The following is a 26,334-nucleotide window of genomic DNA, read 5'->3' as shown; positions in this document are numbered from 1 at the left end:
GACGGGGTCAGTACGGCCCGAAGACGTTGTCGATCGAGCCGTAGCGGTCGGCGGCGTAGTTGGCCGCGGCGACGATATTGGCCACCGGGTCGAACGGGTCGTTCGCGGTCCCGGTCACCCAATAGGCGTTGAAGGTCGGGTCGATGACCTGGAGCAGGCCCTTCGACGGGGTGCCGTTGACGGCGTTGATGTCCCAGTTGTTGATGGCCAGCGGGTTGCCGCTGGACTCCCGCAGGATGTTGCGGTGGATCCCCTCGTACGTACCGGGGATGCCGTTGAGCCGCATGACATCGAGCGCCTCCAGGATCCACCCGTCCAGATTGTCGGGGTACGTAACGGCGGTCGCGGAGGCGGGGACGGAGACGGGGACGGAGACGGCGGAGGCGGCCGAGACAGGAGTGGCGGCCGAGGCGGTGCCCGGCACCAGGGCGAGAACACCGGCCAGGGCGGCGGAGGCCACCAGACCACGGGTGAGAACTCGGCGGGCCGAGGCCGGGCGGTGCGTACGTATGCGGAGAACGGACATACCGGAAACCCTTCGGGTGGGGAGAGCCGCGCACGGGAGGAAGCCCACAAAGGGGCGGGGGAGTGCAGGAGGCAGCAGCGGTGAGCAGGGGGAAATCGAGGTGCTGTCCCATGGCGACGGGGTGCGCAGATTCTTAGCCGTGCCGGGAATCGCTGACAATGCCCGGAATGCTATGCGGGGTAGTGGACGGACCTCGCCGGCCCCCGCCGGCCCCCGTCGGTCCCGGGTGCTCGTCCCCGCAGGTCCCGGGCACCCCCAGGTGCCCGGGACCTCGCGACGGCCACTAGGGTCCGTCGTATGTGATCTGCGCCCCACAAAAAATAAATCGGGCGTAAAGGGAATAATCCGACAGTGCTCCGCGCGGGTTCGCACGAGGTCCGCACGAGGTTCCGCGCGTGGTCCGCCCGGAAAGGCCCCCCTCGGGACACCGTCACTGAGCGAACGCGCCGCCCAGATCGCTCCTCGGCGCCGCGACCGCCCCCATCGCACCGTTCCCGAAGGTCACCGAACCGTTCGCGGTGATCCCCGACTTCGTCGCCCGGAACACCCACACCGCGCCCGCGCGCCCGTTCTCCCCGCCCGCCGCGACGGCCAGCTCCGCCCGGCGGTCACCGTTCAGATCGGCCAGCTTGGTGTTCGAGCCGAAGAAGTCCCAGGGCTCGGAGACGCCCGGCACCCCCGCCGTGCTCTGGGTGAAGCTCCTGGCACCGGTGCTCCGCAGGCCCTTGGCGGAGCCGTGCAGGGTCACCACCGCCCCCGCGTCCCGTACCCCGCCCACCTCCTTGGCCCGGACCCCGGCGGCGACATCCTCGTACCCGTCGCCGTCGATGTCGGCGACCGAGACCCCGGAACCGAAGTGGTCATCGGGGGTCGCCGTGCCCGGGACACCGGGGCTGTCCTGGTTGATGTGGACCGCCCGCTCGCCGATCGCGCCCCGCTTCGAGCCGGGCACAAAGGTGACCACACCGCCCTTCGCCCTCGGCACCGTGGGATCGTTGTCATAGCCGTCGGAGCGGCCCATGACGATGTCCTCGTACCCGTCCCGATCGATGTCCCCGACATCGAGCTGGTCACCGCCCGCCAGGGTCCACCCGGCGGTACCGGGGACGACCTGCGGCCGGCCGGCGGGCCCCTGCCGGGTGCCCCGCCAGACCGCCAGATGCCGGGAGTCGCCCTCCTCGAAGAAGTGGCGTACGGCGGCGAGGTCCGTCCGCCCGTCGCCGTCTATGTCCCCGGCGGCCAGGTCCAGGATGAAATGGTCGGTCTCGGTACGCACCGAGACCCCGGCCGCCGAGCCGTCGCGGCCGAAGGGCCCCGAGAGCACCCGCAGCGAGCCGGTGCCTTCCACGGTGGCCACATCCTGGTCGCCGTCGCCGTCGAGATCGGCGGCGACGACATGCTTGCCGAGACTGGTCTCCGCGTCTGCGCCGTCCGGCAGGTGAGCGGCGCCGGAGAGCCCCTTCGGTCCGCCCCACAGGACGGTGAGCGGACTCGCCGGCCGGCCCGGGCCATTCCGCTCGATGGGGGCACCCACCACCAGATCGGTGAAGCCGTCCCTGTCGAGATCGCCCGTGGCGAGCCCGGCGCCGAAGGCGTTACCGGACTCGGCCGTCCCCGGGATCCCTGGCTGGTCCTGGTGGATCAGCTGTCGCCGTCCGGGCAGCGTCGGCGACGCGGAGCCGTAGAGCACCGAGACATGGCCGACCCTCTCCTTGCCGTTCACGGTCCCGCCGGGCGCGCCGACGGCGAGGTCGCGGTAGCCGTCCCCGTCGAAGTCCTCCGGCCCGGCCTTCCCGGGTGCCTTCGGCTGCGCCTTGGGCGCGAGGTCGATGGGGTCGACGGGGGTGGCGAGCGCCGGCGGCACCGTCAGCGAGAGAGCCGTCGTCACGGCGGCGGCGAGCAGCGGAGCGCGGTGAGCACGGAGGGCACGGTGGATACGGTTCGGGCGGCGAGAGGTCATGGACGGTCGGACCCTCCGGGAGCCGGAACGGTTCCGTCAGCACGCCGTGATCGGTACGCGCGCTGCCGGCAGGCGGCCGAGCAGTACCTACGGCGCCGCCCACGGGAGGACGGCACCACCGGCCCCCGGCAGCCGGAACAGCGCACCGGCCCCCTGCCATCCGGCGTTTCGTCACCCGGCGGAGACGCGACCGGATTCCCGGCCGGGATTTCGTCACGGACCGCCACCCCCTCCCGCCGCGCTCCGCCACCCCGGGCGGCACGGGCCGCGGTGACGAGATCGGCACCGGGCACCCGCCCGCGCGGGGTGTGCGCGGACAGCTCGGACTCCAGGACGGGGCAGTCCCGCACGATGTCGTCGTCCTCGCAGAGCCGCAGATGACGGAGGTACTCCAAGGCGGCCTCCAGCTGCCCGATCCGCCCCTCCAGCAGCTCCATCTGCTCGTCGATGGTGTGCTGCCAGGTACTGAGCGCGGCCCTTCCCGAGGTGACGACGGCGGCCTGGTCCAGCGACATCCGCCCCACCACACAGCACAGATAGGCGAGGCCGAGACGGCGCAGGTCGTCCTCGCCGTAGAGCCGCTTGCCACCGCCCCGGGCGGGTGGGTCGAGCACGCCCTGCCGCTCCCACCACCGCACCGTGGACGGCGCGATGCCGTAGAGCGCCGCTGCTTCGCCGATGGAGACACCCTGTTGCTTCACGCGCCCAGTTGACATCAAGTCAACTTCACATCGCAAGATCCGAACGCATATCCATTTCGGCAGCAAGGGGCGATCGTGTCAGAGGTCGAATACTCGGAGACCGTCATCATCGGCGCCGGCCAGCAGGGGTGCGGGGTGGCCGCTTCCCTCCAGGAGGTGGGCCGTGCGTCCGTCGTTCTGGAACGGGGCGAGATCGGCCAGGCCTGGGGGCGCGAGCGCTGGGACAGCCTGCTCGTGGGGAGCGGAAACCGCTCGGTCCGGTTCCCCGGCTGGGAGTACGACGGCGACGATCCCGACGGTTTCATGCCGGGCCGTGAACTCGCCCGCCATTTGCGCCGCTACGCGGAGGGGCGCAATCTTCGGGTACGGCAGCACACGGCCGTCCGGGAGGTCGAGTGCCCGCCGGGCGCCTCCGACCGCGACGCGGTGCGGTTCAGGACCCATCTGTCCGACGGCGGTTCCATCGAGTCCCGCAACCTCGTCGTGGCGGTGGGCGGTTACGCCGCCCCCCGCGTCCCCGCCCTCGCGGCCGATATCGACCCGGCCGTCACACAGCTGCATTCCCACCACTACCGCAATCCCGAGTCCCTGCCGGACGGCGCCGTGCTGGTGGTGGGCGCGGGAATCAGCGGACAGCAGATCGCCGACGAACTGATCGACGCCGGGCGCGAGGTATTCCTGTCCGTCGGTCGGCACGGTGCGTGGCCACGCCATTATCGGGGCCGCAGCCTCCATGAATGGATGTTCGTGTTCTCCCTGGACGAGGAGTACGTCCGGGCGGGCATCGACGACGGCGATCGTGCGGATGTACTGCCCGGTCTGCCGGTGGCGGCCGTGAAGGACGGCACCGGCGATCTCAATCTCGGCACCCTGGCCGGGAAGGGAGTCGTTCTCGTCGGTTCCACGCGTGCGGCGGAAGGCCCGACCCTGCTCCTGGAGGACAATGTCGTCGCCATCGCCGAGGCGTCCGCCCGTTCGTTCCGGCAGGTGATCGACACCATCGACACCGGTATACGGGAACGGGGCTACCCGGTCCCGGAACAGCACCCGGCGCCTTGCGTGGACATGGATCGCATTTCTTCCTACGGGGACCGCCTCGACCTGGCCGGCCGGGGCATCACCTCGATCATCTGGTGCACCGGATTCGGGCCGGACTACCGGATTCTTCCGACGCGACTGCTCGATGACCATGGCGCGCCCCTTCAGCGAAAGGGCATCCTCGGGGTGATCCCCGGCCTGTACTACGCCGGACTCCCGGACGGGAACTCCCTCGCCCCGGTGGGCATCGGCGCCAATGTCGAGAACGGGCGCTTCATCGCACGCCGTATCCACGTCGACCACATCATGCGATCCGGATCCCCGGCCTCGGTGATCACACCGTAGGACCCTCGGGCCGACCGGCCCGGCGCACCGCATAGGCTCTGTGCGCCGGTACGAGGTGCGCGAGGAGTCAGGTTGTCGTCGAGTCGGAACATTCCGGGAACGATCGAGGAAGGGAAGGTGAAAGAGGAAGGGAAGGTGAAAGAGGAAGGGAAGGTGAAAGAGGAAGGGAAGGTGAAAGAGGAAGGGAAGGTGAAAGAGGAAGGGAAGGTGAAAGAGGGAGGAAAGGGGGCCGAGGCCCCCCGGGGACGCTTCATCAAAAGGGCCGAAACGGTCGCCCCGGCGCTCCTTCTGTACGCCGCGATAAAAATCATCGGCATAGCCGTGCTGGCGGTCTGGTCGACGGCCAACGGAAAGGATTTCCATGAACTGCTGAGCGGTCGGTGGGATTCCCTCTGGTACGCACGGATAGCCGAGTACGGATATGGCTTCACCCTGGACGCGCCGGACGGCCGGTCCCTCTCCAGCATGGCCTTCTTCCCCCTCCTCCCCTGGCTGGAGGAGCTGGGCGGGCTCGTGGGCCTCGCCCCCGGCGACGCCGGTCTCCTCGTCAGCGCGGTCTCCTCGATCGTCGCGGCGGCGGGCCTCTTCCACCTGGGCGGACTGGCCCACAGCCCCCGGGCCGGCACCCTGCTGGTCTGCCTCTGGGCCGCCCTGCCCGTCGCCATAGTCCAGTCCATGGCCTACAGCGAGTCCCTCTTCGTCGCGCTGGCCTCCTGGTCCCTGTACGCGCTGCTGAAGGACCGGTGGACGGTCGCGGGCATCCTCTCCTGCCTCGCCGGACTGACCCGGCCGGTGGGCATGGCCGTCGCCGCCGCGATCCTCGTCGCCGCGCTGCCGGTCCTGCTCACGGCCTGGCGGGAACGGCGGCAGCGCGGGCCGCGCCGGGCGACCGGGCCCCGGCAGAAGGCCGGGCTGCGGCAGGAGGCCGGGCCCCGGCAGGAGGGCCGGCTGCGCCGGACGGCCGGGCCGCGACGGGAGTACGGGCCAGGCGGCGCACCGGGACCATGGGCCGGAGGCGCCCGGCTCGCCGATGTCCTCACCGGCACCCTCCTGGCCCCGCTCGGCGCCACCGCGTACATCCTCTGGGTCGGCTCCCGGCAGGGGGAATTCCTGGGATATCTCGATGTCCAGAAGGAATGGGGCAATGGATTCGACGGCGGGAAAGCCTTCGCCGAATTCATCACGGCCCCGGTGGGCGCCCCCGTCGTCCTCACCGCACTGGTCGTCCTGGGCCTGCTCGCCCTCTCCCTCTGGACCAACTGGATCTCCTGGCGGCAGAACCGACTGCTCCCGCTCGCCGTCTACTCCCTCATCGTGACCCTGCTCGCCGTCGGCGCCTCCGGATACTTCGGCTCCAAGCCGAGGCTGCTCCTCCCCGCCTTCCCGCTCCTGATCCCGCTCGCCGTCGCCCTCGCCACCCGCGCGGGACGTACCACCCGGTATCTCACGGTCTCCGCCCTCGTCGTGATCAGCGCGGTGTACGGCGCGTTCTGGCTCAACGGCTCCGGCCCCCCGTAGGCCCCCGCCTCCCCCCGTAAGCCCCCGCCTCCCCCCGTGGCCCCGCCCCCCGGCCGGGCGCCCCCGGCCGGGCCGCCCGGTGCGATGACGGATCACGCCAGGCACGGCGGCGTCGGCGCGGCCCCCGCACGGACCCGGCCCGCGCCGCCCGCGCCCCCTGTACCGCCCGTGCCGCCCCCGCCGACCTCCCGGCCCCGGCGCGCCCCGGCCGCCCCCGCCGCCGTACCCCCGGGTCCGGGCCAAGCCGCCCCCGACCCGTACGCCCGCCCCCGCCGCAACAGAAAACCGTCCAGCACCAGGGCGAGCTGCCACACCACCGCGTCCCACCCCCGCCGCTCCGCCACCCGCCGGGCCGCCGGCAGACAGGCCCGCTCGGCACGGAACCACGCCCCCGCCGCCCGCCGGTCCGCCGGCCGCTGCGGAGTCACCCCCGGCAGCGGCGGCCCCAGCCACACCGGCGGATACCGGTACGGATCCAACAGCCGATCGGCCGCCCACGCCGTGTGCAGATAGTGGTCGAGGACCCGCCGCAGCGCCCGCTCGAACGGCTCCGCCTCCCGCAGCTCGGCCGAGTACAGCCGGACCAGCCCGTTCACCCGATACCGGCCCGGCCAGTGCTGCTCCACCAGATGGACCGCCTCCAGCTCCCGCAGCAGCGCCCGCGCCGACCCCGGGGAACACCCCAGCAGACTCCCCGCCGCGCCCAGCCCGATGTCCGGCCCCGGCACCGCCGACAGCAGCCGGAACGCCCCGGCGGCGGGACCGCTCAGCGCCCGGTACGACAGGCGCAGCGCCGTCCGTACATCCGCCGACGGATCACCCGTGCCCAGCGCGGTCAGCCGCCCCGCGCCGTCCCGCAGCTCCTCGGCGAGGGCCGCCAGCGGAAAGCCGGGCCGGGCCGCCGCCCGCGCCGCGACCACCCCGAGCGCCAGCGGCAGACCCGCGCAGTGCTCCAGGACGGTCGCCGTCGCCTCCGGCTCGGCCACCAGCCGCGCCGCACCCAGCCGGTGCCCCAGCAGCTCCCGGGAGTCCGCCCCGGACAGCGTGGACAGCGGCACCGTGGACGCCCCCTGGGTGACGGCGAGCCCGGTCAGCCGGCGGCGGCTGGTGACCAGCACGGCGGCCCCCGCCCCGGCGCTCCCCGGCAGCAGCGCCGCCACCTGCTCGGCGTCGGCGGCGTCGTCCAGCACGATCAGCACCCGCCGGTCCGCGACCAGGCTCCGGTACAGCCCGGCGAGCCCCTCCCGACCGTCCGGGACCACCCTCGGGTCGACGCCGAGACCGCACAGCAGCAGCCGGAGCGCCGAGGCGGGCTCCAGTGGACCGCCCGAGCGGGCGAAGCCGCGCAGATCCACGTACAGCTGCCCGTCGGGGAAACGGCCGGCGTTCCGGTACGCCCAGTGCAGCGCCAGCGAGGTCTTTCCGACCCCCGCGCCGCCGCTGATGACACACACGGCCCCCGCGCCGGGAGCACCGCCCGCCGCCCCGTCCCGCAGGTGGTCATCCCGCGCCCGGTCCCGTGCACAGTCTTCCTGTACGGGGCCCAGCGCTTGGTCCAGCAGGGCGAGTTCGGCCGTACGCCCGGTGAAGCACCGTGTCGCCGAGGGCAGCTGGTGCGGCACCGCACCGGCCCGCAGCCCGTCCGGGGCCGTGAAGGAGCCCGCGGCCCCGGCGAAGGAGCCGGGCACCAGGAGGGAACCGGCCCCGGCGAAGGAGCCCCCCGAGCCCGAGCCCGCACCGGCCCCCACCGCGCCCGGCCGCCCCGCCGGCCCGAGCGCCGGATCACCCGCCAGCACCCGCTGATGCAGCCGCCGCAGCTCCGGCCCCGGATCGCTCCCCAGCTCCTCCGCCAGCGCGCACCGCACCCGCTCGAAGCAGCGCAGCGCGTCCGCCGTCCGCCCGTTCCGGCACAGCGCGATCATGAACTGTGCGGCCAGCCGCTCGTCCCAGGGATGCTCGTCATGACAGGCACCCAGCTCCGGCAGGAGCGCGCTGTGACACCCCAGCCGCAGCGCCAGGTCGTTGCGGTCCAGCCGGCAGGCGTGCCGCTGCTCCGTCAGCGAGGCCCGCACCGCGTTGAACCACGGGGTGTCCACCCCCGCGAACGGCTCGCCCCGCCACAGCGCGAGCGCCCGGTCGTACAACCCCAGCGCCCCCTCGCCGTCGGCGGCGGCCCGCGCCCGCGCGACCAGATCGTGGAAGAGATGCACATCCACGGTGCCCGGCCCGGCCAGCACGGTGTACCCGCCGGGCCGCCGTACGATGGCGGGCAGACACGCCCCGGCACCTCCCGGCCCGCCCGGAACCCCGGCACCTCCCGACTCACCCGGCCCGCCCGCAACCCCGGCGGCATCCTGCGGGGGCCGCTCCAGCACCCGCCGCAGCCGTGAGAGATAGGTGTGCACCGCGGCGGCGACCCGGCGCGGCGGCCGCGCACCCCACACCCGCTCCGCCAGCCCCTCCACCGGCACCACACGGTCGACATCCATCAGCAGCGCCGCCAGTACGGTCCGCTGCCGGGCCGGACCCAGGTCCACACGGCATCCGTCCCGCCGTGCCTCGATCTCCCCGAGTACTCCGTACCCGATCGTCAACGTGCCCCGCCCGTCTGCCGGAGGTCGCCCACCGGCGCCGCCGATTTTAGATTCGATCAAGATTCGTGCAAGAGCACCTCCGGAAGCTGGCGACGCCCGAAGCCGCTCCCGCCGGAACCCCGGGGAGTGGCTGAGCCCCATGGGCGCATCACCCCCCGGACGAGGAGATGTTTCATGCGCAAGAGGTTCCAGAAACTGTCCGATTCGCTGGTGGAACGGCTGGTTCCGAAGGCCGACGCGTCGGCCGCCGTCCAGTGCTGGATCGAGGAGACCTGCCGCCAGGGCCCGCTCCAGATCTGCGGCTCCACCAGCCGCTGGGGCTACTGGACGTACGAGGTCTGCGCCGACGGCACCCGTACCTGGAAGGGCGTCCGCTGCGCCTACTGCAACGGCTGACCTGCCCTCAGCACCACGCCACACCCACCGAGACGAAGGGTTGTTCCATGCGTAAGTGGTTCCAGAGCCTGTCCGATTCGATGGTCGACCGCTTGGTTCCGAAGGCGGATGCGTCTGCCGCCGTCCAGTGCTGGACCGAGGAGATCTGTCAGCAGGTGGCGGGAATCGCGCTCTGCACCTCCACGGACAAGTGGCTGACGGCGACCTATCTGGTCTGCTCCGACGGCACCCGCACGTACCAGGGCTGGCGCTGCGGCCGCTGCTGACCACACCGCGAGCCCCTCGCACCCCCCGTACAACCGCAAAAGAAGGACGCTCCATGCGTAAGTGGTTCCAGAACCTGTCCGACGCGATGGTCGACCGGCTCGTCCCGAAGGCCGAGGCGGCGGCCGCCGTCCAGTGCTGGACCGAGCAGGTCTGCTCCCGGACGATGATCCCGATGTGCCACCAGACCGGCTTCCGGTCGCTCGCGACCCGGCGGGTCTGTTCCGACGGGACCAGCACCTGGCTCGGCTCGCAGTGCGCCAACTGCACCCTCTGACCGCTCCCTCCGGCCTCTCGGCCCCCTCCGGTGTGGACACCGCTCGTCGCACCGCAGCACCCCCGTACCCCGTACGACCGCGAAGAAGGATGTCCCATGCGTAAGTGGTTCCAGAACCTGTCCGACACGATGGTCGACCGCCTCGTCCCGAAGACCGAGGCGGCCGCCGCCGTCCAGTGCTGGACCGAGGAGACCTGCGAGAGGCTCCCCGGCACCGTTCCCCTCTGCCGCCCCGACGGCTGGATGACCACGATCTGGTCCGTCTGTTCCGACGGCACCCGCACCCGGACCGGCTGGCGCTGCGGCCGCTGCTGACCGTAACGGTCGCCCGTCAGGGGTGACCTTGGTGCCGCTCCCGTGCCACCGACCCGGGAGCGGTGCCGCACCACAGACCCCATGCTCCGTACGACCGCGAGGAAAGGATGCTCCATGCGTAAGTGGTTCCAGAACCTGTCCGACACGATGGTCGACCGCCTGGTCCCGAAGGCGGAGGCGTCGGCCGCCGTCACGTGCCGGATCGAGGAGGAGTGCATCTACCACCCGGTCTGCAGCCGCGGCCAAATGGCATGGCGCCGGGTGATGCAGTTCTGCTCCGACGGCACCCACCAGATGCTCAGCGCGGGCTGCGGAAACTGTTCCTACTGACCGGCCCCCTACCGGCCCCCGGCGCCGCGCCCCTCCCGTGCGCCCGCCGGGGGCCACCCCGTGAAGGCCCTTGAAGGCCCTTGAAGCCCTTGAAGGAAGGACACCGTCGTGGAACTCGCCCTCTGGGCGGCCCGGGGCTGTCTGCTGCTGGTGTTCACGCACTCGGTCATCGGCAAGGCACGGAGCCGCCGCGCCTTCGCCGAGTTCACGGACTCCGTGAGCGCGCTCGTCCCCGCCCGGCGGCTCCCCGCCCGCCCGCTCGCGGTACTCGTGGTGACCGCCGAGGCCGCCCTCGTCCCCGCCCTCGCCCTCCCGGGCCTCGCCGCCCCGACCGGTGTGCTCGTCGCCGGTCTCGCCCTCGCCGCCGTGCTGCTCGCCGCCTTCACCGCACTCGCCGTCTCCGCCGCCCGTGGCGGGAACCAGGCGCCCTGCCGCTGCTTCGGCCGGACGACGACCCCGCTCGGCGCCGTCCACGCCGTACGCAACGCGCTGCTGCTCGCGGTGGCGGTCACCGGCCTCCTGGCCACACTCTCCCCCGAAGGGCCGGCCGACCCCGTGGCGGTGGCCACCGCACTCCTCGCGGGCGCCGTCCTCGGTCTGCTCACCACCGCTCTCGACGACCTCGCCGCGCTCTTCCGTCCCCTGCCCCGAAAGGAAACCGCCCCGTGAACCCGCTCGCCGTCGCCGTCCTCGCCGTCGGAGCCCTGGCCATGGTCAATCTCGTTCTCACCGTCGGTGTCGTCCGACGGCTGCGGGAACACACCGAACTGCTGGAGCGCACCCCCGCCCAGGCCGCGGGGGCACCCGGCGGCATGGCCGGGATCGCGTCCGTCGGCACCGCGATACCCGCCTTCACCGCCGGTCCGCCCGACAGCCCGATCACCGACCGGGACCTCCTGGACGGGACCCTGGTCGCCTTCTTCTCGCCCACCTGCGCGCCCTGTCGCGACAAGCTGCCCGGCTTTGTCGCCCGGTACGAGGGACAGCCCGAGGAGGCCCGGAAGGTGCTGGCCGTCGTCGTCGGCGACCCGGTTCCCTCCGGCTCGGGCGACGCCCACGAAGGGCACGACGCACACGAAGACCACGAAGGGCACGACCACGGTGCGTCCGGCGCGGACGGCGGTGCGATGGCCGCCGCCCTCGCCGCCGTGGTGCCCACCGTCCAGGAGGGCTACGACGGACCGGTGACCAAGGCGTTCGACGCCAAGGCGTTCCCCAGTTGTGTACGGGTGGGACACGGCCCCGAAGGCGGCCTCATGGTCACCGAGGTCGGCGTGTGGCCCCGTACCCCCGTCGCCGCCGCCCGGTGACCGGGCCCGCACCCGCCGCCCCGTCCGGCAGCGAGACCCGCCCCGAGCGCGCCCCCGGTCAGGGCGCGGCCCGCCCCGGCGACGAGCACGACAACTCCCCCCTCCCCACCGTCCTCGCCGCCGCGATCCGCCTCGCCCGCCGCGCCGCCCCCGGCACCCTGGCCGGCTGGCTGCTGCTCACGGTGGCCGCCTCCGCCGCCCCGGTCGCCGCCGCCTGGATCCTCAAGACGGTGATCGACCGCCTGGTCGCCGGCTCCGCCTCCGGCTCGGTCACCGGCCCGGTCCTGCTGCTCGTCGGCTGCGGTGTCGCGGTGGCCGTCGTACCGCAGTTCCTCCAGTATCTGCGGGCCCAGCTCGGCCGGGCGGTGGGACTGCGCTCCCAGATCGAACTGCACGCCGCCGTGGACCGGTTCACCGGGATCGGCCCGTACGAGAACCCGCGCTTCCTCGACCGGCTGCGGATGGCCCGCCAGTACGGCGGCTCCGCCCCGGTCGACGCGGTCGGCAGCGTCATCGGCACCCTCGGCGCGGTGGTGACCCTCACCGGCTTCCTCGGCGCGCTGCTCCTGCTCGGCCCCTGGATGGCGGCGGCCGTCCTGGCCTCCGGCGCCCTCGTCCTCGGCGCCGAGATCGCGCTCAGCCGACGGCGGGCCGCCCTGGTCTGGAACGTCGGCCCGGTGGAACGCCGGGAGCTGTTCTACAGCGCCCTGCTCACCGATCTGCGGGCCGCGAAGGAGATCCGGCTCTTCGGACTGGGCCGCTTCCTCGGCGACCGGATGGTCGCGGAACGCCTGGTCTCGGACGCCGCCAAGCGGCGGATGGACCGTCAGGAGCTGGCCGTCCAGGCCGGGCTCGCCCTGCTCTCGGCCGTGGTCGCCGGGGCCGGCCTGCTCTGGGCGGTCTCGGCCGCCCGCTCCGGTGAGATCACCGTCGGCTCGGTCACCGTCCTGGTCACCGCCCTGCCCGCGGTCCAGGGCGCCCTCGCCGGAATCGCCGTCGAACTCGCCTCGGGCCACCACGCCCTGCTGATGTTCCGCCACTTCCTCGCCGTCACCGGCGCCGCGCCCGACCTCCCCGTACCCGCCCGCCCCCGCTCCGTGGCGCCGCTGCGCCACTCGGTGGAGTTCCGCGATGTGTGGTTCCGCTACGGCGACGACCAGCCGTGGGTGCTCCAGGGCGTCGACCTGGTCCTGCCCGCCGGGCAGGCCATGGGGCTCGTCGGCCTCAACGGCGCCGGGAAGTCGACCCTGGTGAAGCTGGTGTGCCGGTTCTACGATCCCACCCGGGGGCAGATCCTCTGGGACGGTGTCGATCTGCGCGAACTGTGCCCGCGTGAGCTGCGCCGCCGGATGGGGGCGACGTTCCAGGACTTCATGGAGTACGACCTGACGGCCCGCGAGAACATCGCCCTCGGTGACCTCACCGCGCTCCAGGACGACCAGAGCCACCAGGACCGCCAGGACCACCCGGACGACCAGGGTCACCAGGACCGCCAGGGCCCCGGCCGTGTGGAGCAGGCGGCCCGTATCGCCGGGATCCACGACCGGCTGACCGGCCTGGCCCATGGCTATGACACCCTGCTGAGCCGGATCTTCTTCAGCGAGCGGGACAAGGACGACGCCACGACCGGTATCGTCCTCTCCGGCGGCCAGTGGCAGCGGCTCGCCCTCGCCCGCTCCCTGATCCGTGACGACGCCGATCTGCTCGTCCTGGACGAGCCCGGTTCCGGCCTCGACCCCGAGGCGGAGTACGAGATCCACCGCCGGCTGCGGCGCCATCGCGCGGGCCGGACGGGGCTGCTCATCTCGCACCGCCTCAACACCCTGCGGGACGCGGACACGATCGTGGTCCTGGAGGGCGGCCGGATCGTCGAGCGGGGACCGCACGCCGAACTCATGCGCCGCGACGGGGTGTACGCCCGGCTGTTCACCCTCCAGGCCAGCGGGTACGCGCCCGACGGCGACGGCGACGGCGACAGCGACGCTCACGGTGACGCCGTCGGTGAGGTCGCCGGTGCGGGCGTCGGCGCGGCCGCCGGTGCGGTCGCCGGTGGTGCTTCGTGATCGCCCGCCTGGCCCGCCGTCTGCTGCGGACCCGTCTGCTGGCCGTCACCGTCAACGGCCCCAGCATGGAGCCGGCCCTCCGCGACGGCGACCGCGTCCTGGTCCGCCGCCGCCCCCGCCGGGTGACCCGGGGCGATGTCGTCGTCCTCGAACCACCCCCCGGCGCCCGCGAGGAGGGCCTGATGCACGAGGGCCTGATCATCAAACGGGTCGCCGCCGCCCCCGGCGACCCGGTCCCCGCCCTCTTCGCCGAACGCCTGGGCGTCCCCGTCGGCACGCCCGTGCCACGGGACCACTTCCTGGTCCTGGGCGACAACGGCCCCGTGAGCATCGACTCCCGCCGCTTGGGCTATGTCACCCGCACCCTCCTGACCGGCGTGGTGATCCGCCCCCTTCCCCGCCTCGCTCCCGGCACCCCGCCGGAGCCGGATTCGGCGGCGGGTACGGATGACCCCGCCCCGGCAGCCGCCCCCGTCGCCCCGGTGGAAGCTTCCGCCCGGTGGAGTGCCCGGCGGCCCCTGGTCCCCCTGCGCCGGAGCTGGTGACGGGCGGGCGCCCCCGGCCGGGAAGCCCTGCGCCGCATTTTTAGGTCACCTGACCTATAGTGGGGTCCATGAACGATGACCGGCTCGTCCACGACCCCCACGCCCCCGTCCTCCTGGTCGGCGGCTACGGCACGGTCGGCGCCGAACTCGCCCGGAGCGCCGCCGGCCGGTGGCCCCTGCTGCTCGCCGGACGTACCCCCGCCCGCGCCGCCGCGCTCTGCGAGGAGACCGGCGCCGAGGCCCTGCGATGGGACCTCTCCGGCCCCGAGCCCTTCCACGCCTCCGTACGCGCCGTGGTCAGCCTCGTGAACGACCCCGGCGACCGGGTGCTCCGCGCCGCCCTGCGCGGCGGGGTCCCGTACACCGATGTCACCCGCTGGACCGCCCGGATGCAGCGCGCCGTCGCCCTCGCCTCCCTGGAGCGGCCCGCCGCCCCCGTACTGCTGTCCTCCGGGTGGATGGGCGGAGTGGTGCCCCTGGTCGCCGCCGCCCTCGCCGACCGGCTCGGCGGCGCCGACAGCGTGGACACCGCGATCCGCTACGACCTCGCCGACCGCTCCGGCGCCGACTCGGTGGAGTTCATGGACCGGCTCGGCGTCGACTTCGAGGTACTGGAGGACGGCCGGGACACCGTGGTGAGCCCGCTCACCGCCACCCGTACCCTCACCATCGGCACCGACCGCACCAAGGTCGCCCGGATCGACACCCCCGAGCAGTTCACCCTGCCCCTGACCCTCGGGGCCCGAACCGTCACCACCCGCATCGGCTTCAGCAGCACCTCCTCCACCGCCGCGCTGATCGCGCTCGGCCGGGCCGGGTTCTTCCGCCACGCGCGCGGCGAACGGTGGCGCCCGCTGCGCCACCGCCTTCTCCACTCACCCGGCGAGGGCGGCACCGCGGCCCTGCGGATCGAGGTACGCGGACCCGGCGACGACTCCCTCACCGCGACCATCACCGACCCGCGCGGCCAGGCCCATCTCACCGCCGTCGGAGCCCTGCTGGGCCTGCGGCGGATCCTCGGCGACGACGGCGCGCCCGCACCCCGCCCCGGACTCCTCTTCCCCGAGTCGCACCCCCTGCCGGAGACGGTCCTCGCGGCGCTGTCCGCCGAGGGCGTCCGGACCGACGTGAGCCGCCCGTCCTCCCGGCTCTCCCCATCCTCCTTGTCCGTGCGCCCGGAGCGTGCCGCGTGACCACGGCGAAGGGCGCCGCCCGCCGGACCGCACTCCTGGACGCCGCCGAGTCGGTGCTGCTCACCGGCGGCCACACCGCCCTCTCGCTGCGCGCCGTCGCGGACTCGGCGGGCGTCCGCCTGGGCCATCTCCAGTACTACTTCCCCTCCCGGGACAGCCTGGTCGCCGAGGTCCTCGCCCGGATCCTGCAACGCTCCCTCGACCGCTTCACCGAGGCCGCCCCCGCCGGCGGGCCCGGCGATCTGGTGACGCTGGTGCTGGACCAGCACACCGATGCCGAGCTGGTCCGGGTCTTCACCGAGCTGTGGGCGCTGGCCGCGCGTGACGAGTCGGTGGCCACGGCCGTACGGGGCTTCTACGACCGGTACGCCGAGCTGCTCACCGAGCGGATCCGCGGCCACGCCCCCACCCTGTCCGCCGATGAACAGCGGGCCCGCGCCGAGACGTTCATCGCGCTGGTCGAGGGCGCCTCGCTGCTCCGCTCGGGGGTGGCGGGGAATCCGTCCCCCGCCACGGACGAGGTGATCGCCCGTACCGCACTCGCCCTTCTCACGGGTGCCTGACTCATGGGCGCACGACCCGGCCCGCCGCTGTCGGTGGCGGCGGGCATGATGGCCGCCACCGGCCGCGTCCGTGCGGCCGTCACCGAGGAAGGCACCATGGCCCACGCCCCGACCCCCGACTCCGGAACGGCTGTCCCGGACGATCCCGCCTTCACCGCCCTGGACCGGATCGCGGGGGAGCGGTATGTGACCGTCCGGGTCGCCGGACAGGAGCTTGCGGTGACCTTCGACTCCCTGGGCGGCGGGCACCCGGACGCCGGGACGATCGCCGGGCTGCTGCCGCGTGCCCGCGCCCTGCTCGCGGATTTCGCCGCGGTACGTGAGCGGGCGACGGCGTATCTGTGGGAGTGGGGCGCGCACGGCGAGGAGCCCGCCGACAACCCCGGCGACAACCCCGGCGAGGAGCCCGGCGGCGAGGAACGGGCGGCGTTCCTGCGGAAGATGGTCCCCACCACCCTCGCGGTGACCTCCGCGACCACGGCGGAGCTCCATTACGAGGACGTCGGCGAGGAGTACATGCTCGACGGCTACTGGCCGGTGGTCCACCATGACGCGGCCATGACCCCCGTGGAGGTCACGGTCGAGGCCTGAGCCCCGCGCGCGGCGCCCTGGTCAGCCCTGGTGACCCCAGTCCAGGCGGTCGGCGAGCCCGGCCGCCGTGAAGGCCGCCGTGAGGTCGTCGCGGCCCTCGGTGAAGTGGGTCCAGCTGTCGTAGTGGACGGGCACCACACGGCGCGCGCCCAGGATCCGCGCGGCTTCGGCGGCCCGGGCGCTGTCGAGGACGAGGCACTCCCCGCCGAAGAGGACGGGGAAGCGGGGCGCGCCGGCGAAGAGGAGGGCGGTGTCGACGGGGCCGAACCGCTCGGCGATCCGCCGGACGGGGTCGAGCGAGGCGTTGTCCCCGCTGACGTAGACGGTGGGGAGGCCGGTACCGGTCAGGACAAAGCCGACGACCTGGCCGGTGAGGGGTTCGGTTTCCTCGCGGGTGCCGGGCCCGTGGACGGCGGGCACTCCGGTCACGGTGACCGTGCCGCCGCCGGGGCGGTCCAGTTCGACGGAGTCCCAGTCGGCCAGGCCCTTGACCCGGTCCACGAGGCGCTTCTCGCCTCCGGGGGTGGTGAGGGTGAGGGGCACCTCGGCGAGCAGGGCGCGTCCGGATTCGTCGAGGTTGTCGGGGTGTTCGTCGTGGGAGAGCAGGACGACGTCGACCCGGCCGAGGTCGGCGGGGCTGCCCGCCGGGGGCGCGGTCTTGGTCAGGACCGGCCCGCCCGGTGTCCGGTACTCGCCGGGGCCGTCGAAGGTCGGGTCGGTGAGGAAGCGCAGACCGCCGTAGTCGAAGAGGGCGGTCGGGCCGCCGAAGACCCGGACGGGGAACGGCTCGGGCGCCGCGATGGAGGCGGGCACGGGGGCGGGCACGGAGGAGGACTTGGGGGAGGAAGCGGGGGAGGACATGGAGACGCACCTCACGGATAGTCGTTGCTGAACCGTGAGAGAACCTTAGCCGGGTCTCACGGATGAACTCAATGCCAAGCGTGAGGTTCATGGATGGTGAGGGCTTGTACCATGAGGGCCATGGAAGAGACCGTGACCCCCGAGCCCGGCCTGGCGCCCGCGCCGGGCGCGGAGCGGTACCCCGCTCTCGCCCTCGCCAACAGCGCCCTCGCCCTGCCCGGCGGACACCGTGTCGACCAACTCGGTACCCCTGAGGGGGCGAACGAATGGCTGACCGAACGCGGTCTCGCCCCGGTCGGGATCGGGATGCGGGAGATGTGCGCGGCGCAGCTGCGTTCCCTGCGCGAGCAGGTCAGGGCGCTGTTCGCGTCCCGTGTCGAGGGGCTGCCCGCCCTGCCCGCCGCCCTGGACGCCGTCAATGACGCACTGGTGAGGGTTTCCTCCGCGCCGCTGCTGCGGTGGGACGACAGGACCGGCCCCTACCGCGCCGCGCCGCACCCCACCACGCAGATCGTCGACCACGCGCTCGCCACCCTCGCCGCCGACGCCGCCGATCTGCTCACCTCCCCCGATGCCGAGCGCCTCACCGCCTGCGGCTCCCCGCCCTGCAACCGCTATCTGCTCCGGCACGGCCGCCGCCACTGGTGCTCCACCCGCTGCGGCGACCGCGCCCGCGCCGCCCGCGCCTACGCCCGTCGCGGCGGCACCTCCGGGTGACCGGCCGTATTGGTTGATCTTTATGCCGGTCCGGTGCCCGGACCGCCCGGCGCGAGGATCATGTCGACCAGGTGGTCGAGGGCCGCGGCCGAGCCGGGGTCCTGGAGCTGTGCTTCGGGGGCCGAGTCGGGTGCCGTCCGGCGCAGATCGAGCCAGCCCAGGTAGGCGGCGTACGCGGCGAGGGCCCGATGGCGGGCGTCCCGCGGCCCGAAGCCGACGTCGGTGTACACCTCTTCGAGGAAGGCGAGTCGGGCCCGGGTGACGCGCGCGACGACCTCGGCGACGGCGGGATGGCCGGTATGCGCGGCGAGGGCCGGCTCCAGCCCGGCGATCTTCTCGTCCCCCAGCGCCTCGGCGAGCAGGCTCCGCGCCCGCGCCAGGGGGTCGGCCTCCTCCCGGACGGCCGCGATGACCTCTGTCGTACCGTGCCGCTCCCAGGTTTCCAGGGCGGCCACGAGGAGGGCCTCCCGGTTCTCGAAGTGCCAGTAGAAGCTGCCGCGCGTGACACCGAGTTCCCTGGCGAGTACGTCCACCGCCACCGCGGCGACCCCGCCGTGGGCAAATGCCCGCAGTGCCGCCATCGTCCAGTCGTCCTTGCTGACCTTGCCCTTAGCCATGTTCCATACAGTACTGTACGGAACATCCATACAGTGATGCATGGATCTGCCCCGGTGCCGGTGGCGGACCTGTGGAGTGGGGAAGGGCGGCAGCATGAAGGCCATGGAATGGCTGCTCGGTTCGGCGGGCGGTACGGGAAACCACTCGGGAAGCGGTACGAAAAGCGGTACGAAAAGCGGTAGGGGAAGCGGTACGGAAAGCGGCGCGGGAGGTGGCGCCCGCGCCGCAGCCGGTGTCGCAGCCGTCGGCCTGGCGGCGGCGGGCGCCCTGCACGCGGTGTGGACGGTCTCACCTTGGCCGCTGGCCACCCGTGCCGAGTTCGCGGCCGTCGTGGTCGGCGTCGAGGAGAGCCGACTGCCCTCGGCCCCCGTGACATTGGCGGTCGCCGGACTGCTCGGCGCGGGCGCGTGGCTCACGGTCACGGCCGCCCGGCCGGCGCACCGGCTCGCCTCCTCGCGGCTGGTGCGGACGGGCCTGTGGACGCTCTCCGGTGTGCTGGCCGTCCGTGGACTGGGCGGCCTGCTGGTGTCCGGCCTCGACCTGGGGGAAGTTCCCGCCGAGTTCCGGCACTGGGACCTCGCGCTGTACTCGCCGCTGTGCCTCGCGCTGGGTGGCCTGACCGGTTACCTGGCGGTCCGAACCCACCCCGGGCAACGTCCTGACCTGCGGAGCGGCAAAGCCGGTTGAGACGCCGAGGCCCCCTCGTCCCCGTTGAACGAAACCGACCCGGACCATGGAAGACAAGCTCAGAGCGGGTGTACGGCGGTGAGGTGCGGGCGCTTGGCGGTGCGGTTGTCGCCGGAGGAGCGCCCGCGCAGCCGTCTGCCGGCCCAGGGACCGAGGTGCCGGGCCGCCCAGCGCGCCTCGGCCGCGGCGGTGTGCCACCCCGGCGACGGGCCCGCCGCACCCGGGCCCGGGGCGGTCAGCGGGAGGGTCCAGGTGTCGTCGCTGCCGGGCAGGCCAAGGGCGTGGGCCATGGCCGCGGCGATACGTTCATGGCCGAGGGGGCCCGCGTGCAGGCGGTCGGCGCTCCAGAGCCGGGGGTCGGTGACGGCGGCGTGGCCGGAGGTCTCGGCGACGGTGACCCCATGGCGGTACGCGGCGTCGCGGATGCGCTGGTTGAGCGCTTCGATCCGGGGGCGGGCGGGCCGTGCGAGCGGGATGACACGGGTGATGTCGGGGAAGGTGAGCGTGGCGACCTGGGCCCCGGCGGCGGTGAGCGCGGCGAACATCGCCTCCAGATGACCGGCGGTCCCGTCCGGGTCGAAGCGGGGGCGCAGCAGGTCGTTGACACCCGCGACCACGGTGGCCAGGTCGGGGCGCAGGGCGAGGGCGGGTGCCAGCTGCCCGGTGTGCACCTGGGCGGCGCGCCGGCCCCGGACGGCGAGATTGGCGTACCGCACGCCGGGTGAGGCCAGGGCGAGATGCTCGGCGAGCCGGTCGGCCCAGCCCCGCAGACCGGTGCTGTCGTCCCCGTCGCCGACGCCTTCGGTCTGGCTGTCGCCGAGGGCGACGTACCGCAGATACCGGGTCACGACGGCTCCCGCCGGTCCCGCTGCCCGCTTTCGGCCGATGCGGTGCGGTGTTCCAGGATCTCCAGGGCGCGCCGGCCCCAGCGCAGGTTCTCCTCCTCGAAGGCGATGCCGCGCAGCAGGGTGAGGTACGGGCCGACGCGGTCGCCGTCGCGCAGGAACTCGTCCTCCCCGAGCCCGCCGAGGAGGTGCCGGCGTACGCGTTCGTACCGGGCGAGTCTGCCCTGCGCCCACACCATCCGTTCCTCGATGTGCGCCCGTACGGCACCGGGGTCACCCGCTTCGAGGGCCTGGACCTTCACCATGAGTTCGTCCCGGGTGGCGGTGGGCTTCGGCTGCCGCGCGGTGAAGCCGGCCAGGTCCTGACGGCCGGTGTCGGAGAGGGTGAACATCCGCTTGTTCGGCCGCCGTTCCTGCGGGACGACCCGTGCGTGGACGAGTCCGGCCTCCGCCAGGCGTTCCAGCTCGCGGTAGAGCTGCTGGGGCGTGGCCGCCCAGAAGTTCGACACCGACACATCGAAGATCTTGGCCAGGTCGTAGCCGGAGGACTCGCCTTCGAGGAGAGCGGCGAGGACCGCGTACTTCAGTGACATGGAGACACCGTACAACGATGCGACTAGTATCACCCGCACCTATTCAACGAGTTGAATAAGAGGTGTTGGGGATGCATCCGTTCCGCAGCGCGGTGGAAGCGGGCGACCACGAGGCCATGGAGGCCCTCCTCGCCGACGATGTCGTGTTCACCAGCCCGGTGACCTTCCGCCCCTACCCGGGCAAGGCCCTGACCGCCGCGATCCTGCGCGGTGTCTCCCGGGTGTTCGAGGACTTCCGCTACATCCGCGAGATCACCGGCGCCGACGGCCGTGACCACGCCCTGGTCTTCACGGCCCGGGTCGGCGACCGCGAGATCACCGGCTGCGATTTCCTCCACACCGACGACCAGGGCCTGATCGACGACTTCATGGTCATGGTCCGCCCCCTGTCCGGGGCCGAGGCGCTGGCCGCCGCGATGGGCGCCCAGTTCCCCCGTATCCGCGCCGAAGCGTCCGAAGCGTCCGAAGCGTCCGGGACGGCCTGACCGCCGGGACCACGGGTCGGGACCACGGGCCGGGACACGGGTCGGGACACGGGTCGGGCCCGCTGGAGGGCAAGTGCCCCGCCCCAGCGGGCCCGTGGGTGGTCCTCAGGACTCAGGACTCAGGACCGGTCAGCGGTCCCGGGAACCTCTAGTACGCGGCGAAGGACGAGGTCCGGTCCATCCACCCGTAGGCGCCGAGATCGCGTATCCAGGCACGGCTGGAGATCCAGAGCGCGGATCCGCCCCAGTGGATGTGCTCCCAGAGCATCTGCCCCTGCGGTGTGTCGGCGACGGCGGATGACGCCCTGTCGTTCCAGTCGGTGCAGAAGGGCCAGTAGTAGCAGAGACTGACCCGGGTCAGATCCGAGTACCCGTACCCCGTCGACACCGAGAGCCGGCCGTCCCCGTAGTCGATGTTGTCGAAGATGAACGCGTTGTAGCCGGGCGGGCCCGCCTTCGGCGCGTTCGGCTTGCCCGGAGTCGCGGCCCTGCCGGTCACAGCCTGCTCCGGATTCATCTCCCGGGGCTTGGCCAGTGCCCGCGCCGGCCCGTCGTTCTCTCTCACGAAGCGCTCAAAGGCATCGCGCTCGGTGAAGGTGGCCAGGCGCACCTTCCGGCCCCCGTCCGGAACCGCCGCCATGTAGAGAGGGCGGCCGTTGTACTGGGTGATGCTCTGCGGATCCACCGACCTGCCGTCGACCGTGAGCGGCACATTCGGTACCTGATGCACGATCGACGGGTTGGCGGCGGACGGGGCGCTGTCCGCCACGCCCGGCTGAGTACCGAAGATCACGGCGAACAGCGCGATGGCGCCGACGGCCGAGGTCCGGAAGGTTCGAAGACGCATGGGCTCTCCTCGGTGAGGCAAGGGCGGGAACCGGCCGTCCGGAGGTCCCCGCGAGGTTCGGCGGCTCCGGGAGACCGGGCCGCCACCGCTGGGCCACGGCGCGCGGAGAGCGGTTCCCCCGGCTGCCGCCGCCTGACGATCCGCAGCGAACCCGGATCGAAACCAGTACGGGATGTTTCTCGCGATCAAGCGCCAACGGTCGCTTCGATCGGCCGTGCGACCCAGGGGGTGTCACCGTTGACCGCTGTGGACCCGGCCCCCGCCGGAGCGGCCCCGTGTCCGCCCGGTGAGCCGCCCGTGCCCGCCGCAGCGCCCCGGCACCGTCAGCCGGAGCGCTCCCGCGCCGTCAGCCGCAGCGCCGGAACGCGTCCGTGGTCCCGGCCGTGGTGACCAGCCCCGAACTCTGATCGAGGACCACGATCGTCGCCGGCCCCGTCTGCCCGCCCCGGCAGCGCACATCCGCCACGTACTGCCACCCCGGCAGCGTCCCGGACGGAGTGGCCGTCAGCACCCCGAGCGAATACGGCCCGACGGTGTTGATACCGACCGCGGAGAACCGCACCGCCCCATAGGGACTGACCCCGCCGCCCGTGGCGTACAACCAGCCGCCGAGCTGGTGCGGTGTGGTGGTCACGGAGACCCCGCCCCGGGGCGTCGCTCCGGGGTCGACCAGCCGCCAGGGGGCGTTCGCATTGTCGGTACGGGCCTGGTCACGGCTGGCCGGCGGGACACAGACACGGTCCGACGGGCGGGCCTCCCGCCAGACGAACCCCTGCTTGCAGGTGTCCGGCCCGTACGGACCACCGTTCGGCTCCCGGCGCGACGGCCCCAGCGCGTTCTCCGACCAGCCCTGACCACGGACCGCCGGTGTCACACAGACCTGGTCGCCCGGGAACGCCTCCCGCCACACAAAGCCGTTCACGCAGGTGTACGGGCCGTACGGCAGATCGGCCGCCGCTGCGGGCGGCCCCGTGACCAGGGTTCCGGCCAGGACCCCGGCCAGTACGGTGACCGCCGATATCAGCCGGGCCGGGACGGACCCGAGCACGGCGGACCCGGCCGCCCGGCCCCTTCTTCGCCTGCTGCGCACAGTGCCTCCTCCGTTCTCCTCCGGTGGGCCGGAGGTGGCTCCGGCACCGATGAGAACGTATGCCTGACGCAGCGTCATGTCGTGAGTAATCTGGTACTCAGACCCACGGCGGCTCCCTCGCGCCGCCGTTCAGGGAAGGGGCCGCCATGCGGAACCGCACAGGAGACTCCGTCGCACCGGACGGCAGTCGGCGGCCCCTCACCGGAAGGCCCACCTCCGCCCACGCCTGGCCCTTCACCGGCCGGGAGGAGACCCTCACCGGGCTGGCGTCGTTGCTGACCGGCCCGGGGCCCCGCGTCCTGCTGCTGACCGGACCGGCAGGGGTCGGCAAGACACGGCTCGTCCGGGAACTCCTCGCGGGACCCGCCCGCCCCACCGCACGGGTGCTGACCGCCCCGGCCACCGAGAGCACCCGGCGCATCCCCTTCGGCGCCCTGGCTCATCTGCTGCCGGCCACTCTCCCGCCCTCCGGCGGGCGCTCCAATCTGCTCCGAGTCCTCGCCGACGGACTCCTCACAGCCGCGTCCACCCCGGACCCGAACGACCCGGACCGTAACGCCCCGGACCCGAAGGTTCCGGCCCCGGACCTCGACCCGGACGCCCCGGACCCGGATCCGTACCCCCCGTACGCCCCGGACCATGGCGCCATGGCTCCGGCCGCCACGATTCCCGTACTCCAGGTGGACGACGCCCAACTCCTCGACGAGGGATCCGCCGCCCTCCTCCTCCACCTGGCCGTCCGCCGGACCCTGCGCATCGTGCTCACCGCCCGCTCGGGCGCCCCGCTGCCCGACGCCGTCGACACGATGACCCGCAGCGGCTACGCCCGCCGATGGGAACTGCCACCCCTCACCGCCGGCTCGATCGGCCTGCTGCTCGAACGGGCCCTGGGCGGCCCGGTGGAAACCTCCACCACCCATCTGCTGTGGCAGCACAGCGGGGGCAACGTCCTCTGGCTCCAGCAGCTCGTGGAGGCGGGCACCGCCGCCGGAACCCTCACCGACACCGCCGGAGTCTGGCAGTGCACCGGCCCCCTCGACCCCGGCACCGAGCTGACCGCCCTCGTCGAACGGCGCATCGGCCGCCTCCGTCCCGCCGTCCGGCGCGCCGCCGAGCTTCTGGCACTCGGCGAACCCCTCGGCTCCACCGAACTCGAACACCTCGTCGGCCCCGCCGTCCTGGACGAACTCCACCACCACTCCCTCGCCACCGGCGAGAACAACGGCCGCCGCGCCCGGATCCGCCTCGCCCACCCCCTCTACGGCGAAGTGCTCCGCCGCCGGATGCCCGCCCACCGACGCCGCCGCCACTGCCGCGAACTCGCCGACGCCCTCCAGCGCACCGGCATGCGCCGCCGGGCCGACCCCGCCCGGATCGGCGGCTGGCGACTCGCGTCCGGCGACCACTCCGACCCCGCCCTGCTGCTCTCCGCCGCCGACCACGCCGTCCTGACGATGGACTTCACCCTCGCCGCCGAGCTGGCCCAGGCCGCGTGCGCGGCCGGCGGCGGCACCCCGGCCCGCCGCGTCCTCGCCGTCGCCCTCGGCCACGGCGGCCACGGCGTCGAGGCCGAACAGATCCACCGCGGCCTGCCGCAAAGCGTCCTCCCCGAACGGGAGCAGTTGCGTTCGGTTCAGTTACGGGCAGCCAATATGTATCTGACCCTCGACCGCCCCACCGACGCCGTGGACCTGCTGCGCCGGGGCGAGGAGGCGCTGCACGACGAGGAGGCCCGCGCGGAGCTGGCCGCGCTCCAGGCCCTTCTGCTCGCCGTGCAGGCCGACTGGCCCGGGTACACCGCCGCCGTCGAACGGGCCGGCCGCCGACCCCGGCCCGGCCCGGGCACCCGGGTCCGGCTCCAGTACGCGGCCTGGGTCCACGCGTTCTGCCACGGCAGGACGACGTCCGCCCTCACCCTCCTCAAATCGGCGCTCCGGCTGCCCGGCGAGGACGACATCCCGATGCTGGGCGCCGGACTGATGAGCTGGCTGGTCACCGTCCAGGCCTACGCGGGACAGCTGGACGAAGCGGGCACCACGGCGGCCACCGAGTACCGGCGGGCCCGCGAGTCCGGCTGGGTCGCCACCCAGGGCGCCTGGCAGTTCTACCTCGGCAGGGTCGCCGCCCGCCGGGGCGCCCTGCACACCGCCCGGAAACACATGCGGGACGCCTGCGCCGTCCTGCGGGACGACAGCACCTGGGGACAGCTGGGGCTCATGCTCGGCGAATGGGCCGTGGTCGAGGCACAGCTGGGTGACACCGCGGGCGCCGAATCGCTGCTCGACCGGGCGCACCTCGCCCGGGTGGAGTCCTACCGCTGCTTCCACACCCCGTCGCTGCGCATGGCCCGGCCCTGGATCCTGGCCGCCCGGGGCCGCCCGGCCGACGCCGCCCGCCAGGCCCTGCTCGCCGCCCAGGGCGCACGGGAACAGGCGACTCCGCTCTGGGAGGCGGAGCTGCTGCACCTCCCGGTCCGCCTCGGCCGGCCCGCGGGGACCGCCACCCGCCTCGCCGCTCTCGCCGCCGGCGGCGAGGCACCGCATCTGGCCCTGTACGCCGAGCACGCCGCCGCGCTGGCAGCACAGGACGCACCCGCCCTGGAGCGGGCCGCCGCCGGATTCGACGCCACCGGGATGCGCCTGCACGCGGCCGAGGCCACCGCACAGGCGGCCGGGCTGTGGTCCCGCCGGGGAGCGGACACCCGCGCCCAGCGGGCCGCAGACCTCTGCCACCGCCTCACCCTGGCCTGCGAAGGGACGATGACCCCCGCGGTCCTCGCCTGCTGGACACCGGGACTGACCGAACGCGAACGCGATGTGGCCCGCCTCGCCGCCGCCGGCCACACCAGCAGACAGATCGCGGCCTGGCTCGGCGTCACGGTCCGCACCGTCGACAACCACCTCCACCGGGTCTACCGCAAGACGGGGGTGACGGGCCGCTCCCAGCTGGCGACGGTGCTGACGGCCCCGCCCACCGGGGGAGCACCCGATGGCTGACAACATCCGGCAGCGGGTTCCTACCCCCGAACGGGCCACACGGAAGGGCACCCGGTGAGGAGTCCC

At 73.4% G+C, this 26,334-nt stretch carries 28 protein-coding genes; 18 read left to right on the top strand and 10 right to left on the bottom strand.

Annotated elements, in window-relative coordinates; all coding sequences use genetic code 11:
* Nucleotides 1-7: 7 nt before the first annotated feature.
* From ABT354_RS24190 to ABT354_RS24180, 3 genes are all read right to left on the bottom strand, one after another.
* Nucleotides 8-526 carry a transglycosylase SLT domain-containing protein gene (locus ABT354_RS24190; protein WP_351497232.1) on the bottom strand — a complete coding sequence of 173 codons (519 nt, stop codon included), beginning with the start codon at nucleotides 524-526 and terminating at the stop codon, nucleotides 8-10.
* Nucleotides 527-956: 430 nt separating this feature from the next.
* A complete protein-coding gene (locus tag ABT354_RS24185; RefSeq protein ID WP_351497230.1) occupies nucleotides 957-2,486 on the bottom strand; it encodes an FG-GAP-like repeat-containing protein in 1,530 nt (509 codons plus the stop codon).
* Entirely contained in the window at nucleotides 2,483-3,187 is a 705-nt protein-coding gene (locus ABT354_RS24180; protein ID WP_351497228.1) for a MerR family transcriptional regulator, read from the bottom strand. Before ABT354_RS24180 ends, ABT354_RS24185 begins: the two co-directional genes overlap by 4 nt.
* A gap of 75 nt (nucleotides 3,188-3,262) precedes the next feature.
* On the opposite strand from ABT354_RS24180, the gene ABT354_RS24175 reads away from it, so the two are divergent.
* Entirely contained in the window at nucleotides 3,263-4,570 is a 1,308-nt protein-coding gene (locus tag ABT354_RS24175; protein ID WP_351497226.1) for a flavin-containing monooxygenase, read from the top strand.
* A gap of 207 nt (nucleotides 4,571-4,777) precedes the next feature.
* Nucleotides 4,778-6,088: a putative hexosyltransferase gene (locus tag ABT354_RS24170; RefSeq protein ID WP_351497224.1), complete on the top strand. Its 1,311-nt coding sequence runs from the start codon at nucleotides 4,778-4,780 to the stop codon at nucleotides 6,086-6,088.
* Between the two features lie 92 nt (nucleotides 6,089-6,180).
* Here the strand turns inward: ABT354_RS24170 and ABT354_RS24165 are convergent, their stop codons facing one another.
* A complete protein-coding gene (locus tag ABT354_RS24165; protein WP_351497222.1) occupies nucleotides 6,181-8,625 on the bottom strand; it encodes an AfsR/SARP family transcriptional regulator in 2,445 nt (814 codons plus the stop codon).
* 231 nt (nucleotides 8,626-8,856) lie between these two features.
* Between ABT354_RS24165 and ABT354_RS24160 the strand changes: the two genes are divergently transcribed.
* From ABT354_RS24160 to ABT354_RS24105, 12 genes are all read left to right on the top strand, one after another.
* Nucleotides 8,857-9,078: a hypothetical protein gene (locus tag ABT354_RS24160; protein ID WP_351497220.1), complete on the top strand. Its 222-nt coding sequence runs from the start codon at nucleotides 8,857-8,859 to the stop codon at nucleotides 9,076-9,078.
* Nucleotides 9,079-9,125: 47 nt separating this feature from the next.
* Complete coding sequence (locus ABT354_RS24155; protein ID WP_351497218.1) at nucleotides 9,126-9,344, top strand: hypothetical protein; 219 nt, start codon at nucleotides 9,126-9,128, stop codon at nucleotides 9,342-9,344.
* A 53-nt stretch (nucleotides 9,345-9,397) separates the two neighbouring features.
* Nucleotides 9,398-9,619 (top strand): hypothetical protein, encoded by a 222-nt coding sequence (locus ABT354_RS24150; protein ID WP_351497216.1) that lies wholly within the window; start codon nucleotides 9,398-9,400, stop codon nucleotides 9,617-9,619.
* A gap of 96 nt (nucleotides 9,620-9,715) precedes the next feature.
* Entirely contained in the window at nucleotides 9,716-9,934 is a 219-nt protein-coding gene (locus ABT354_RS24145; RefSeq protein WP_351497214.1) for a hypothetical protein, read from the top strand.
* Nucleotides 9,935-10,048: 114 nt separating this feature from the next.
* Nucleotides 10,049-10,264, top strand: coding sequence for a hypothetical protein (locus tag ABT354_RS24140; RefSeq protein WP_351497212.1), 216 nt, complete (start codon nucleotides 10,049-10,051; stop codon nucleotides 10,262-10,264).
* Between the two features lie 108 nt (nucleotides 10,265-10,372).
* Nucleotides 10,373-10,933: a MauE/DoxX family redox-associated membrane protein gene (locus ABT354_RS24135; RefSeq protein WP_351497210.1), complete on the top strand. Its 561-nt coding sequence runs from the start codon at nucleotides 10,373-10,375 to the stop codon at nucleotides 10,931-10,933.
* Nucleotides 10,930-11,574 (top strand): hypothetical protein, encoded by a 645-nt coding sequence (locus ABT354_RS24130; protein WP_351497208.1) that lies wholly within the window; start codon nucleotides 10,930-10,932, stop codon nucleotides 11,572-11,574. Before ABT354_RS24135 ends, ABT354_RS24130 begins: the two co-directional genes overlap by 4 nt.
* The gene (locus tag ABT354_RS24125; protein ID WP_351497206.1) at nucleotides 11,541-13,637 is read left to right on the top strand and encodes an ABC transporter ATP-binding protein; all 2,097 of its coding nucleotides are present in this window, start codon (nucleotides 11,541-11,543) and stop codon (nucleotides 13,635-13,637) included. The genes ABT354_RS24130 and ABT354_RS24125 overlap by 34 nt, the downstream gene beginning before the upstream one ends.
* Nucleotides 13,634-14,182, top strand: coding sequence for a S26 family signal peptidase (locus ABT354_RS24120; RefSeq protein WP_351497204.1), 549 nt, complete (start codon nucleotides 13,634-13,636; stop codon nucleotides 14,180-14,182). The genes ABT354_RS24125 and ABT354_RS24120 overlap by 4 nt, the downstream gene beginning before the upstream one ends.
* Before the next feature lie 68 nt (nucleotides 14,183-14,250).
* Nucleotides 14,251-15,375, top strand: a complete 1,125-nt coding sequence (locus ABT354_RS24115; protein ID WP_351497202.1) for a saccharopine dehydrogenase family protein — start codon at nucleotides 14,251-14,253, stop codon at nucleotides 15,373-15,375.
* Nucleotides 15,372-15,938, top strand: a complete 567-nt coding sequence (locus tag ABT354_RS24110) for a TetR/AcrR family transcriptional regulator (RefSeq protein WP_351497200.1) — start codon at nucleotides 15,372-15,374, stop codon at nucleotides 15,936-15,938. Before ABT354_RS24115 ends, ABT354_RS24110 begins: the two co-directional genes overlap by 4 nt.
* Nucleotides 15,939-15,941: 3 nt before the next feature.
* The gene (locus tag ABT354_RS24105; RefSeq protein ID WP_351497198.1) at nucleotides 15,942-16,529 is read left to right on the top strand and encodes a hypothetical protein; all 588 of its coding nucleotides are present in this window, start codon (nucleotides 15,942-15,944) and stop codon (nucleotides 16,527-16,529) included.
* Between the two features lie 21 nt (nucleotides 16,530-16,550).
* Here ABT354_RS24105 and ABT354_RS24100 read toward each other — a convergent pair whose 3' ends face one another.
* Nucleotides 16,551-17,390 (bottom strand): MBL fold metallo-hydrolase, encoded by an 840-nt coding sequence (locus tag ABT354_RS24100; protein WP_351497196.1) that lies wholly within the window; start codon nucleotides 17,388-17,390, stop codon nucleotides 16,551-16,553.
* 120 nt (nucleotides 17,391-17,510) lie between these two features.
* On the opposite strand from ABT354_RS24100, the gene ABT354_RS24095 reads away from it, so the two are divergent.
* Entirely contained in the window at nucleotides 17,511-18,107 is a 597-nt protein-coding gene (locus ABT354_RS24095) for a CGNR zinc finger domain-containing protein (RefSeq protein WP_351497194.1), read from the top strand.
* 20 nt (nucleotides 18,108-18,127) lie between these two features.
* Here the strand turns inward: ABT354_RS24095 and ABT354_RS24090 are convergent, their stop codons facing one another.
* Nucleotides 18,128-18,724 carry a TetR/AcrR family transcriptional regulator gene (locus ABT354_RS24090; RefSeq protein ID WP_351497192.1) on the bottom strand — a complete coding sequence of 199 codons (597 nt, stop codon included), beginning with the start codon at nucleotides 18,722-18,724 and terminating at the stop codon, nucleotides 18,128-18,130.
* A 94-nt stretch (nucleotides 18,725-18,818) separates the two neighbouring features.
* Between ABT354_RS24090 and ABT354_RS24085 the strand changes: the two genes are divergently transcribed.
* Nucleotides 18,819-19,412: a DUF3995 domain-containing protein gene (locus tag ABT354_RS24085; RefSeq protein ID WP_351497190.1), complete on the top strand. Its 594-nt coding sequence runs from the start codon at nucleotides 18,819-18,821 to the stop codon at nucleotides 19,410-19,412.
* Nucleotides 19,413-19,471: 59 nt separating this feature from the next.
* Here the strand turns inward: ABT354_RS24085 and ABT354_RS24080 are convergent, their stop codons facing one another.
* Together ABT354_RS24080 and ABT354_RS24075 are read right to left on the bottom strand one after the other, a co-directional pair.
* Nucleotides 19,472-20,260 (bottom strand): SGNH/GDSL hydrolase family protein, encoded by a 789-nt coding sequence (locus ABT354_RS24080; protein ID WP_351497188.1) that lies wholly within the window; start codon nucleotides 20,258-20,260, stop codon nucleotides 19,472-19,474.
* The gene (locus tag ABT354_RS24075) at nucleotides 20,257-20,850 is read right to left on the bottom strand and encodes a PadR family transcriptional regulator (RefSeq protein ID WP_351497185.1); all 594 of its coding nucleotides are present in this window, start codon (nucleotides 20,848-20,850) and stop codon (nucleotides 20,257-20,259) included. Before ABT354_RS24075 ends, ABT354_RS24080 begins: the two co-directional genes overlap by 4 nt.
* 71 nt (nucleotides 20,851-20,921) lie before the next feature.
* On the opposite strand from ABT354_RS24075, the gene ABT354_RS24070 reads away from it, so the two are divergent.
* Nucleotides 20,922-21,335, top strand: a complete 414-nt coding sequence (locus ABT354_RS24070; RefSeq protein ID WP_351497183.1) for a nuclear transport factor 2 family protein — start codon at nucleotides 20,922-20,924, stop codon at nucleotides 21,333-21,335.
* Between the two features lie 148 nt (nucleotides 21,336-21,483).
* Here ABT354_RS24070 and ABT354_RS24065 read toward each other — a convergent pair whose 3' ends face one another.
* Entirely contained in the window at nucleotides 21,484-22,182 is a 699-nt protein-coding gene (locus ABT354_RS24065; protein WP_351497181.1) for a hypothetical protein, read from the bottom strand.
* Nucleotides 22,183-22,528: 346 nt separating this feature from the next.
* Nucleotides 22,529-23,272, bottom strand: a complete 744-nt coding sequence (locus tag ABT354_RS24060) for a hypothetical protein (RefSeq protein ID WP_351497180.1) — start codon at nucleotides 23,270-23,272, stop codon at nucleotides 22,529-22,531.
* Nucleotides 23,273-23,418: 146 nt separating this feature from the next.
* On the opposite strand from ABT354_RS24060, the gene ABT354_RS24055 reads away from it, so the two are divergent.
* Nucleotides 23,419-26,268 (top strand): AAA family ATPase, encoded by a 2,850-nt coding sequence (locus ABT354_RS24055; RefSeq protein WP_351497178.1) that lies wholly within the window; start codon nucleotides 23,419-23,421, stop codon nucleotides 26,266-26,268.
* Nucleotides 26,269-26,334: the final 66 nt, after the last annotated feature.

The organism is Streptomyces sp. NPDC000594, from assembly GCF_040299965.1.
Lineage (GTDB): Bacteria > Actinomycetota > Actinomycetes > Streptomycetales > Streptomycetaceae > Streptomyces.
This window is presented reverse-complemented; position numbering and strand designations above follow the sequence as displayed.